We start from the raw sequence: 11,500 nt of genomic DNA, 5'->3' as shown, positions 1-11,500 counted from the left end.
TCTCCTCGAAATCCAGGGCTCGAGCCGCCTGCTTCTCGACGGCGGCGCCTCCGGCGCGCCGATGCTCGATTGTGGGCAGGGCCGGGTCTTCGCCGTGCGCAACGGGCTCCTGACCAGCCCGTCCCTGCCGTTCCTGCCGCCGAACAGGGTCGTCCCGACGCCGTGGGGCAGCCCGACCAACACCGCCGTCCCGGCCTCGACATTGGCCGCCATCCGGAACCGCATCCCGTGAGGCGCCTTCAGGCCGAACGCGTCCCGCGTGCTGCCGAGTCGTATCGTCGGTCTCTACGGGCGGACGGTGACGCCGCAGCCGATGGCCCGGCGCCACAGGGCCTCAATTGGCGTGATGCGAAGCCATGGCCTTCTCGATCTGCTGCTTGACGGTTTCGAGGTTAAAGCTCGCGCCCTTCTGCATCGGCGGGTACTCGATGACGGACTGGGCGGCGCGCGCGATCTCCTGCTGCACGTACGCGAAGCGCCAGAACTCGAATACGAACCAGTTGTAGTAGGCAAGCGACCCGCTCTTGCCGTTCGCCATGCCCGTTCTCTCGTAGGGATCCAGACGAATGTTGGTGAGGATGGGCCAATCCACCTTCTCGGTCGCTCCGAGCCAGCCGTTCGGCTGATCGGTGAAGCGGTACTTGTAGTCGCCGATCCGTACAGCGCTCAGCGTGCTCTCCGTGAAGTAGAAGATCTCGTTGCGTTTGGATGCACCCTTGCCCGTGATCAGATCGGTCTGGTCATAACCGTCGAGGTGAACTTTGTAGGTCCGGTCTCCGATCTGCTTCCCCTTCTTCAGCTCGTCGACGATGTTGTCATTGCCGGCCGCGGCCAGGAAGGTCGGGAACCAATCGAGGCCCGACATGATGCTGTTCTCGATCTTGCCGGCCGGTACCTTGCCGGGCCACCGGATAATGGCGGGAGCGCGGAAGCCGCCCTCGAGCGCCGTGCCCTTGCCGCCGGCGAACGGGGTCTGGCCGCCATCCGGCCAGGTGAAGTTCTCCGCCCCGTTGTCCGTCGAGAAGACGAGGATGGTGTCGTTTGCCACGCCGAGGTCGTTCAGCTTCTGCATGACCGAGCCGACGATGTCGTCGAGCTGGGACATGCCGGCCTCCTCGACCGACCAGCCGTTCTCGGGCGTGCGACGTCGCTGGTACGTCTCGGACAGGTGGGTGACGACGTGCATCCGGGTCGGGTTGAGCCAGACGAAGAACTGCTTGTTGTCACGCCGTGCCTGATCGATGAACTTGAAGGCGTTCCCGAGGATCTCGTCGTCCACGGTTTCCATGCGCTTGGGGCAGAGCTCGCCCGCATCCTCGATCCTCTGCCGGCCGATCTTGCCCCAGCGCGGCTGGACGGTCGGATCATCGGTGTTCGTCGCCCAGGAATGCACCATGTTCCGCGGCCCGACGGTGGTCTTGGCGGCCTGCGGATAGTTTGGATGGCACGGATCCTCCATCGCGTCCAGGTGATAGAGGTAGCCGTAGAATTCATCGAAGCCGTGCACGGTCGGGAGGAACTGGTTTCGGTCGCCGAGGTGGTTCTTGCCGAACTGCCCCGTGGCGTAGCCCATCGCCTTGAGCGCGGTCGCGATGGTTGGCGCCTCGTCCGGAATTCCGAGCGGCGAGCCCGCTTGCCCGACCGTCGTCAGACCCGTGCGGAACGGAAGCTCGCCGGTGATGAAGTTGGCGCGGCCGGCGGTGCAGCTCGCCTCGGCGTAATAGTCGGTGAAGCGCATGCCCTCCGAAGCGAGCCGATCCAGGTTCGGCGTCCGGCCGGCCATCATGCCCTGGTTGTAGACGCCGATGTTGCTCCAGCCGATGTCGTCTCCCATGATGAAGATGATGTTCGGCGCCGAGGGCCGGGCCGGCGCTTGTGCGGATGCCACGCCCGCCGCCGACAGCAGGGCGGTCGCGCCGAGGAGGGCCGCCCGCATCGCGCCCCGCGTTCGAGCGAGCGCGCGGCCCAGCCGCGCCCCGCCAACCGTCGACGCCCATGGCGCCCGCGCGAGATTTCCATGGCGCATGATGATCTCCTCGTTCAGCCCCCCATGACTCCCCGCCAGACACAGCGGAATCCGATGTGGCTGGTCGAGCTGTCGACCGGCTGGGCGTGGCGCGCGGCCGGGCGGTAGCGGTGGCAATAGTTCGGCGCGCACAGGTGCGAGCCGCCCTTCACCACCCGACGCGGGATCCGGATCGCGGGCAGGCAGGGGTCGTAGCTGCCGTCCTCCCGGCCGCCGCGCGGATTCTGCGGGACGCAGCAGGCCTTCGGCGCGTCGGCGGGGTGGCGCGGCGAGAAGAAGTCGGCCGTCCATTCCCAGACGTTGCCGATCATGTCGTGCAGGCCGTAGCCGTTCGTCGGGAAGGCGGTGACGGGCGAGGTGCGGGCGTAGCCGTCCTCGGCGAGGTTCTCGTGCGGGAAGACGCCCTGCCAGGTGTTGGCCATGTGCCGCCCGCCGGGCGTGAATTCGTCGCCCCAGGCGAAATCGGCGCCCTCGAGGCCGCCGCGGGCAGCGTATTCCCACTCGGCCTCCGTCGGCAGGTCCTTGCCGGCCCAGGCTGCGTAGGCCTCGGCATCCGCGTAGGCGACGTGGACGACCGGGTGCGCGTCGAGGCCCGCGATCGAGGATCCGGGACCATAGGGCCGGCGCCAGTGCACGCCGAACTTGAAGCGCCACCACGCGCCCCAGTCGCGCAGGTCGACCGCGCCCTTGGGCGGCCTGAACACGAGCGAGCCGGGCTGCAGCATGTGCGGCAGCGCGCCGGGATAGTCCGCCGGGTCGGGCCGCCGCTCGGCCATCGTCACATAGCCGGTGGCGCGTGCGAAGGCCCGGAACTGGGCGTTGGTGACGGGTGTGCGGTCGATCCAGAAGCCGTCGACCTGGACGCGGTGGACCGGCGCCTCCTCGGCGTAGTGCCGCTCCGAGCCCATCCGGAAGGTGCCTCCGGGCACGAACGCCATGTCCGACGCAGCGGCCGGGGAGCCCGCGAGGCGGCCGAGAGCCGGGGCGTCCGTCATCGCGCTCCTCGACATGATGCGCGCCGCTCCCGCGGCCGCCGAACCGAGGCGGCGGCGGCAGGTCGGCGCACCTGATTTGCCTTGGCGGCGGACGCGCCAGCATACAATAGCGAATCCGCTCGGCAATTATATTTCGATATACTTCAGAAATGTAGGTATCAACTTATGATATCAAAGTGCCGAGTCTGACATTAATCTTTATCTTTATCAAAAGACTATGTACGATTTTTGCGCCATCAAGACGGCCGAGCGCCGTGTGGAAGGGCGCAAGCTCTTACCGGCAGGCAGGATCGGATTGCCGGGCGTCTTCGCGGACGGTGGACCGGCGACCGCCCGCCCTCCGAGGCGAGCCCGTTCGAGAGGAAGACCGAGAGATCGCTCCCCGAGCCGAGCAGCGCCTGCCGGACGGCATCCTCGGCGCGTTCGCGAGCTCGGGGCGAGCACCAGGGGCAGCGGGCCGGGCTGGAGGCCCCGGATCATCAATCCCCCGATCGGGACCGCCGCCGTCGCGGAGACCGGAAAGCTGCTCGGTCTCGCCGCTCAGGCGCCCCAGCGGGTTCCTGCCCGCGATGCAGATGAAGGGTGGGGTCTGCTCGCTCGCCCGAAAGAGATTAGATCTGTCGGGTCGCAAGGCTCGAGCCGACCGGATGCTGGATCCCGCAAGTCCCTATCAGCCGCGCGCAGTCGCGCCGGCACCGAGCGATTCGTCGCGCTTGAGGCTCGCCGCGCAGGTTCTGGCCGGCCTCGCCTTGCTCGGCACGTTGCACTTCCACCTGCTGGGGTCGCTCCTGGCCGGATTGCTGGTCTACGAACTCGTGCATGTGCTGGCCCCCGACCGCTACGGGAGCCTCGTCCACCACCGCACCGCCAAGGTCATCGTCGTGGCCTTCCTGGCGGCCGTCGTGGCCGGCCTGATCGGAGCCGGCATTCTCGGCCTCGTCGCGCTGATGTCGAGCGGGCCCGACAACCTCGCGCTGCTCCTGCGCAAGATGGCCGAGGTGATCGAGACCGCCCGCTCCCATCTCCCCGCCTGGGTGCTGGGCTTCCTCCCGGAGGAGGCGACGGAACTCAAGGCGGCGATCGTGGCGTGGCTGCGCGAGCATGCCGGGCAGCTGCGCTCCATCGGCCAGGACGTCTGGCGGGCGCTCATCCACATCCTGTTCGGCCTCGTCATCGGCGGCATGGTCGCCGTGAGCCGCGAGACCGGGGCCGCGGAGAGCGGGCCGCTCGCGCAGGCGCTCAGGCGCCGCGTTCACCTGCTCGCTGCGGCCTTCCGCAGCGTGGTGTTCGCCCAGGTCCGCATCTCGGCGCTCAACACGGCGCTCACGGCGCTCTACCTTCTCGTGGCCGTGCCCTGGATGGGCATCCCGCTGCCCTTCACCAAGACCATGGTGGCCCTGACCTTCGTCACGGGCCTTCTCCCCGTCATCGGCAACCTGATCTCGAACACGGTGATCGTCCTGGTGAGCCTGAGCGTCTCGCCCGTGCTGGCGGCCAGCTCGCTCGCCTTCCTGATCGTCATCCACAAGCTGGAGTATTTCGTGAATGCCCGGGTCATGGGCGGCCAGATCCATGCCCGTGCCTGGGAGGTGCTGGCCGCCATGCTGGTCATGGAGGCGATCTTCGGCATTCCCGGCCTCATCGCGGCGCCGATCTTCTACGCCTACCTCAAGAGCGAACTCGCGCTGCAGCGCCTGATCTGACGGAGGCCGCCTGGCCCGGGTCCGGCGGGTGCCGCCGCGGGTTGTTCGACGAGCGCGACGCGACCGAGATCCCGACGACGTTCACGCGCGCTACGGCACCCCTCCGTGGACTTGTGCAGACGCGGGCAGGCGCCGGCCGTGATCCTGTGCGGCAGCCTCGAACTCGATCACGATGAGGGCCGCCTCGCCTCCCGACGGGAGCGGGAAGTCCGGCGCGTGAGGCCTGTCGCGGGCGGCGGGGTCCGGGACCATGCCCGAGCTTGATCGCGAGATCGAACACCTCCCGCAAGCTCACCGGCATCTCGAAGACCGGGCGAGGCGCGTGGCCGACCAGACGATCGTCATCGAGGAGATGACCGCGAAAGGCTACGGCGCGATCCTGGCCGAGAATCTCCTGCGCGCAATGGAGCGCACGCCGGAGGAGGGCCGCAAGCACCAGCAACGCATCGTCGAGGCCCTGGCTTAAACCCAGCGCCCTCGAGGCGGCAACGACAGGGATGCGCCTCGATTTCCAGGCGGCGAGGCTCCGACCGGACCGGGCGGCGGCACTTCGGAGCGGGGTGGCCGAGCGGCGGCTTCCGACCTCGCCCGCTCTCCGGGCTCAGCTTGCCCGGCTCGCGAGCAGGTAGAGCACCATCAGCGCGAGCATCAGGGAGACGAGCTTCCAGAACAGGACCGGATTGCGCTCCAGAAGCGCCGACCGCCGCACGCCCGGCAGCGACGGGTTCGGGTAGCGCAGATCGTGGACGAAGGCGGACAGGGCTTCGTGACGCAGAGCTGGGTTCGGATGCACCGCCTTGCGCAGAGCGGCGTCGACGTAGGGCGGCAGGCCCGGGCGTGCGGCGGCGGTGGAGACGTAGTGCAGGCGCCGCGCGCGCGCCTCGCTGAAGGCCCGCGTTGCCTGCGCGCCGTAGGGAAGGCGCCCGGTGAGGATCTGATAGGCGATGACGCCGACCGAGAAGATGTCCGAGGCCGGCGTCGCGGGCTGGCCCGCGAGGCATTCCGGCGCGGTGTACTGGAGCGTGCCGAGCAGCGGCTCGTCCGCCACGCCGTCCCCGGCGACGCCGGCGACGCGAGTCGAGCCGAAATCGATGATGCGGACCGTCCCGACCCCGTCGATCAGGATGTTCTGCGGACGCAGATCCTGATGCACCATCTCCCGCCGGTGAAAGGCCCTCACGCCGCGGGCAATCTGCTCGACGATCCGCCGCGCCTCCTCCAGCTCCGGCCCGGGATTGTCCCGCAGCCACTGCGCCAGCGTCTGGCCCTCGACGTATTCCATCACCGTGTAGAGATGGCTGCGTCGGCGCGTCTGCGGGGATGCCTTCAGCACGTGCGGGCTGTCGATGCGCCGGGCGATCCATTCCTCCATCATCAGGCGGCGCAGGGCGGCGGGGTCGCCGCGCTGATCCGTCGAGGGCACCTTGAGCGCGACCGTGCGCCCGGTCTCCTCGTCGAGGGCGAGATAGACGTGGCTGCGGTGGCTCGCGTGCAACGCGCGCAGGACGCGATACCCGTCCAGGACGGCGGACGGTTCGAGGAGCGGGGCCGGAGGCAGTTCCTCGATCCGGCCCGTGAGTTCGGCGGCCTCGCCGTCCGGAACGGCATCGATGCGCACGATCTGGACGGTGAGATTGTCGGCACTGCCGCTCTCGTAGGCATGCCTGACGATCTCCTGGGCGGCCCGCTCAAGATTCCCGCCGTGCCCGGTGATCGCCGCGACGATGGCCTCGGGCCGCACATGCTCGTGCACGCCGTCCGTCGTCAGGACGAAGACGTCGCCGCGCTCGATCCCGACCGTGTGGTGATCGATCTCCACATGGGCGGCAGCGCCGAGTGCCCGGCCGAGATAGGATTCGGTGGCCGAGAGGGAGACGCGGTGATCCTCGGTGAGCGCCTCGAGCGAGCGCCCGGCCACGCGCGAGACGCGGGCGTCGCCCACGTGGAAGATGTGGGCCGTGCGCGACTTCAGCACGAGCGCGCTGAAGGTGGTGACATAGCCCCGGTCCCTGCTTCCCTCCGGATCGTGCAGGTGGCGATTGCGCCGGGTCTCGGCATGGAGCCACGAGTTGGTCGCCGCGATGACGCGTCGCGCCGACGTCTTCACCGACCAGGTGTCGGGCGTATCGTAGTAGTCGGTGAGGAAGCTCTTGACCGCCGTCTCGCTGGCGACGTGGCTGACGGCGCTGCTGCCGATCCCGTCCGCGATCGCGACCGCGGCACCCTTGAGTGCGAGCGCCGCGCGCTCGGGGACGAGGGCACCGTGGAAATCCTGGTTGGTCTCCTTGCGGCCACGCTCGCTGTGCTGGCCGAGGGAGAGCGTCAGGTCTGAAGGCATTTCCGGGCCCCGGCAGGACGGGCCTCAGGCCTTGCGGCCCGAGACCCGTCCGGTCAAGCCGGGTTCAGGCCGCGAGGCGGCGCCCGGCCTGGAGCACGGTCCGCTTCGGGGCGGTGCGGACGTGGGTCGTGTAGAGCGTCAGGCCGGTGAAGGCGAGGCCGCCGACGAGGTTGCCCAGCACGGTCGGGATCTCGTTCCAGAAGAAGTAGTCGCCGATCGAGAACTGTCCGCCCATCAGCAGTCCGAAGGGGAACAGGAACATGTTCACCACCGAGTGCTCGAAGGTCATGTAAAAGAACACCATGATCGGCATCCACATGGCGATCACCTTGCCGCTGACGGTTGTCGAGATCATCGCGCCGACCACGCCCGTGGAGACCATCCAGTTGCAGAGCATGCCGCGGATGAAGATCGTGAACCACCCGCCCACGCCGTGCGCGGCGTAGCCGACGGTGCGGCGCTCACCGATATGGGCGATGAACTCGCCGACCTTGTCGGCCGGCGCGGTGAAGCCGAAGGTGAACACGAAGCCCATCATGAAAGCGACCGTCAGCGCGCCGAGGAAGTTGCCGACGAAGACGAGGCCCCAGTTGCGCAGCACGCCGCTCCAGGTGACGCCCGGCCGGCCATCGAGGAGGGCGAGGGGAGCCAGGACGAACACCCCGGTGAGGAGGTCGAAGCCGAGCAGATAGAGCATGCAGAAGCCGACCGGAAACAGGGCGGCTCCAAGGATCGGGATGCCGGTCTGTTGCGTGATCGTGACGGCGAAGACCGCGGCGAGCGCCAGGATCGCACCGGCCATGTAGGCGCGGATCACGGTGTCGCGGGTCGACATGAAGATCTTGGATTCACCCGCATCCACCATCTTGGTGGCGAATTCTGCAGGCGCGAGATAGGCCATGGTGCGTCCTTACCGGTTAGAGGCTTCTGCAAAGCTTGCCGGCGCTGTCGGGAACGGTCCCGGCATCCGGCCGCGCTCCGTTGCGCGGCTCGCAGCAGGCGTGCTGGGCGGGAAGCCCGCGCGACGCCTGTCGCCCGCCGGAAAGGCAAGATCCGGGCCCCTCGGGATCCGGTGTCGATATGGAGGGCGTGAGGAGGGGTGTTCCGGCCCGGGGTCGGCACGGCCTTCACCGCGCGTCCTGGCCGCGACGGCACCTGCCGCCATCGACCCTCTCGTGACCCGCGCGTGACCCGCGGCCGCCCCGCAGCGGCATCGCCAGGCCGGCCCAATTCCGGCGGTCTCGTCGCGTGCAGCTGGCCTCCCGTACCCTAACGTACAGCCCTGCCTTTGTTCTTGGCCACCTTGCCAAGCTGGGCTAACGTCCGCCGCCAATACGATCCTGAAGAAGAATTCGGGGTAGTCGTAGTATATATATGTAAATCTCATCCAAATTATTGAAAATCTCAAACTTAAATTGAAATACCTTTGTTTATTATAAGAAATAAATGTAGCGAGACGTATTCCACTTCTGCGTGAATGCGCGCCTGAACTCGCGTCCTGTCCTCGCGGCTTGCAAAGGAGACGCAGATGACCCTCGGCAGCGATCATTGTACTTCGAATTCTGTCACTCACACAGGCGATTCCAATCCGGTACTCACCTGGGCGGAGCACGCGCTCGACGCGATGTGGGCGGAGCAAACGATCCCGCCCACCGACGCGACCCGGCTGATGGCGCTCGAGAGCATCGCGGTCCTCGACGTGGTCAACGCGATCCACGACCACCCGGAATTCCTCGTCACGGCCGACGCGCCGGACGGCATCTCGGAGGCGGCCGCGATCGCGGCGGCGGCGGAGCACGTCCTGAGCGCGCTGCTGCCGGGCCAGAAGGCTTCCCTCGCGGCGGATCTCGCCCAAAGCCTCGACGGCGTGCCCGACGGTGCGGCGGAGGACAAGGGCGTCGCCTTCGGTCGGGCCGTGGCCGATGCGGTCTTGGCAGCCCGGGCGCATGACGGATCGAACAGCGTCGTGCACGACCCCGGCAGCCATGAACCGGGCGCCTGGCACCCGACGCTGCCGGCCTACGCGCCGGCCGTCTCACCGCAATGGGGCGCCGTCACGCCCTTCACCCTCACCTCGGCGGACCAGTTCCAGCCGCCCGGCCCGCCGGCTATGACGAGCTCCGAATACGCGGCCGCGCTCAACGAAGTGAAGGAGTTCGGCTCGGCCACCTCGACCGCGCGGACGGCAGACCAGACCGAGATCGCGATCTTCTGGGCCAACGACAGCGGCACCTACACGGCCCCCGGCCATCTCGATCACATCGCCATCGACATCGCCAAGCAGGCGGGCACGGGCGTCGAGGAGAGCGCGCTGATGCTGGCCGAGCTCGACGTCGCCATGGCCGACGCGGCGATCGCGGCCTGGAACGCCAAGTACACGGACGCGTTCTGGCGGCCGATCGAGGCGATCCGCCACGCGGATGCCGACGGCAACGCGGCGACCACGGCCGATCCGGACTGGCTCCCGCTCCTGCCGACCCCGAGCCATCCCGAGTACCCGTCGGGGCACGCGGTCTTCGCCGGTGCCTGGGCGAGCGTGATGGAAGCCTTCTACGGCAACATGTCCTTCTCGGCGACGAGCGCCGAGCTGCCGGGGGTGACGCGGCACTTCGACAGCTTCGCCGACGCGGCCGCCGAGGATGCCCAGAGTCGCATCTACGCCGGCGTCCATTACCAGTTCTCGGCTCAGGACGGTCTCGCTCTCGGAAAGGACGTCGCCGGCTGGGTGCAGGCCACGTTCCACCAGGACGGCCTGCTCCAGGCCTAACGCGCCTGTCTCGTGCAACGGGCCGAACCGCGCCGGGCGCTGCTCTTTTGCGGCAGCATCGGCGCCTAGGCTCACCTGATGCGGGCGGCTGCGGCATCAGGCCGGGCCGCCGGGAAGCCTGCCTATTGGCCCCTTGATCGTTGGGCGGCGTTCGCGGCCGGTTCGCCCGCCCGCCCCGGCGATTCCGCGCGCTGGCCGCCACCGCCGGACGACTTCCGGCATGTTCGGCACGACCGCCGCGCCACGATCCCGTATCCCGGCCGTGTGCCGCGCGCGTGCGCCGGTCGGGCAGCGGAGACGCCCCGCCGGCACGGCTGCCGGCAAAATCAGAGACTTGGCGAGAACTGGCTGGGGCGCCAGGATTCGAACCTGGGAATGGTGGTACCAAAATACACAGCGTGGGGCTGATAAGCGGTTGAGCCGGCGCAAATTCCCAAAATAAACCTCATGCACTGTGCGGCTTTTGTGCCGGCTCACCCCCGTCCACGCTGTGCGGGACTGTGCCGACTTTTGTGCGATCGGCCGCGGCGCGCCGGGTTTCGACCTCGAGAAAGGCGTAGGCTCGCTCGGTCTGCACCACGCTCTAGTGGCCGAGCTGATCGCGGACCATCTCGAGCGACCAGCCGTGCTCCTGATGGTGTCACCCTCGCGCGCGATGTCGCGAAGCAGGCGGATTAGCTCGGGGCGGTCGGCCTTCGCGTCGGAGGCCTTCTCGGTAATGATGCGCTCGCGGCCGTAGGCGCGGAGCTTCTCGAGCTACAGGTCGAGGTTCTGCTCGACGGTCGATAACCGGGCATAGCCGATGCGCATGTCCTGGAACTCGTCACGGCGGCGCTGGAGCGCGACGCCCCTCCAAGACTGGTTCTGCGACTCGGTGGTTCCGTGATGCGGCTTCGCTGCTGTGGATGATGCGCTCGCGACCGTTTGGCCCACAGAGCAGAAAACCGGTTTCCCTGGCTCTGCTAAGTCCCTCATTCGCACTTTGTACTCCAAAGGATAAGGACAGGAGACCGAACAGGCGCGATAACACGCGACGGCTTTTAGAAGCACCGTTTGGACATGGAGGATCCGATGTCCGGCAACTCACCAATCACGAACGATATCTTTGAATTCGACGTCAGGGGTGGGATCCACGTCCGAGAGCACATAAACTTCAAAACCGATGGTGGCACCCATTTCGTCTCGCAGACGACGGCTGACATTGATGGCTTCACGCTGCAGCACTCCATCTCCAGTCAGAACGCCAACGGTTTAAACTCGGTTCTCCATCAAACCTTGCCGGACGGCACAGAGTTTCTGAGCCACATCAACACACACCCTGACTCGATCATCGGCTAATTATCGAGCCCAGGATATAGTCCGACTGGCGCAACCCACGCGAGTTGCCGCGCATATAGAAGTCCCACGCGTATTGGACGATGCACCAAGCGCACTGCTCGCGATTGTACAGAAAACGACGGGACACTGTTGGCGAATTCTGGAAGGTAGGGTGCTGGGCGTAGGCTGAGCGTCCCGCTCGGAGGTCGCCCATGTCGCTCCGGCCGCAATCACCGCTCCCACCTGTGCCTGAAGATACCGCTCGCGTCGCCCAGATCGCGTTCCGACGCGGCAATCCCTATCTGCTCCTGCGCACCCGGCTCGGCACCATCTTCGCCGACACTGAGTTCATTG

The 11,500-nt window shown here is 67.4% G+C and carries 10 protein-coding genes; 5 read left to right on the top strand and 5 right to left on the bottom strand.

The window, feature by feature from the left end; all coding sequences use genetic code 11:
- The first annotated feature begins 61 nt into the window (after window positions 1–61).
- On the top strand, window positions 62–232 hold the full coding sequence (locus tag WDW90_RS23030; protein ID WP_336489793.1) for a hypothetical protein: 171 nt from the start codon (window positions 62–64) through the stop codon (window positions 230–232).
- A gap of 102 nt (window positions 233–334) precedes the next feature.
- Here WDW90_RS23030 and WDW90_RS23025 read toward each other — a convergent pair whose 3' ends face one another.
- The gene (locus WDW90_RS23025) at window positions 335–1,936 is read right to left on the bottom strand and encodes an arylsulfatase (protein WP_336489811.1); all 1,602 of its coding nucleotides are present in this window, start codon (window positions 1,934–1,936) and stop codon (window positions 335–337) included.
- 104 nt (window positions 1,937–2,040) lie between these two features.
- Entirely contained in the window at window positions 2,041–3,021 is a 981-nt protein-coding gene (locus tag WDW90_RS23020) for a formylglycine-generating enzyme family protein (protein WP_336489792.1), read from the bottom strand.
- Between the two features lie 647 nt (window positions 3,022–3,668).
- On the opposite strand from WDW90_RS23020, the gene WDW90_RS23015 reads away from it, so the two are divergent.
- Window positions 3,669–4,724: an AI-2E family transporter gene (locus WDW90_RS23015; protein ID WP_336489791.1), complete on the top strand. Its 1,056-nt coding sequence runs from the start codon at window positions 3,669–3,671 to the stop codon at window positions 4,722–4,724.
- A 90-nt stretch (window positions 4,725–4,814) separates the two neighbouring features.
- Here WDW90_RS23015 and WDW90_RS23010 read toward each other — a convergent pair whose 3' ends face one another.
- Window positions 4,815–4,976 carry a hypothetical protein gene (locus tag WDW90_RS23010; protein WP_336489790.1) on the bottom strand — a complete coding sequence of 54 codons (162 nt, stop codon included), beginning with the start codon at window positions 4,974–4,976 and terminating at the stop codon, window positions 4,815–4,817.
- Between WDW90_RS23010 and WDW90_RS23005 the strand changes: the two genes are divergently transcribed.
- On the top strand, window positions 4,975–5,190 hold the full coding sequence (locus WDW90_RS23005; RefSeq protein WP_336489789.1) for a hypothetical protein: 216 nt from the start codon (window positions 4,975–4,977) through the stop codon (window positions 5,188–5,190). The genes WDW90_RS23010 and WDW90_RS23005 overlap by 2 nt on opposite strands.
- Before the next feature lie 135 nt (window positions 5,191–5,325).
- On the opposite strand, the gene WDW90_RS23000 is transcribed toward WDW90_RS23005, so the two are convergent.
- Entirely contained in the window at window positions 5,326–7,062 is a 1,737-nt protein-coding gene (locus WDW90_RS23000; protein ID WP_336489788.1) for a bifunctional protein-serine/threonine kinase/phosphatase, read from the bottom strand.
- Between the two features lie 64 nt (window positions 7,063–7,126).
- Window positions 7,127–7,963: a formate/nitrite transporter family protein gene (locus WDW90_RS22995; RefSeq protein WP_336489787.1), complete on the bottom strand. Its 837-nt coding sequence runs from the start codon at window positions 7,961–7,963 to the stop codon at window positions 7,127–7,129.
- A 723-nt stretch (window positions 7,964–8,686) separates the two neighbouring features.
- Between WDW90_RS22995 and WDW90_RS22990 the strand changes: the two genes are divergently transcribed.
- Window positions 8,687–9,829 (top strand): vanadium-dependent haloperoxidase, encoded by a 1,143-nt coding sequence (locus tag WDW90_RS22990; protein ID WP_336489786.1) that lies wholly within the window; start codon window positions 8,687–8,689, stop codon window positions 9,827–9,829.
- 1,071 nt (window positions 9,830–10,900) lie between these two features.
- Complete coding sequence (locus WDW90_RS22985; protein WP_336489785.1) at window positions 10,901–11,167, top strand: hypothetical protein; 267 nt, start codon at window positions 10,901–10,903, stop codon at window positions 11,165–11,167.
- Window positions 11,168–11,500 lie beyond the last annotated feature (333 nt).

Origin of the sequence: Methylobacterium nigriterrae (genome assembly GCF_037106235.1) — a bacterium.
Lineage (GTDB): Bacteria > Pseudomonadota > Alphaproteobacteria > Rhizobiales > Beijerinckiaceae > Methylobacterium > Methylobacterium nigriterrae.
This window is presented reverse-complemented; position numbering and strand designations above follow the sequence as displayed.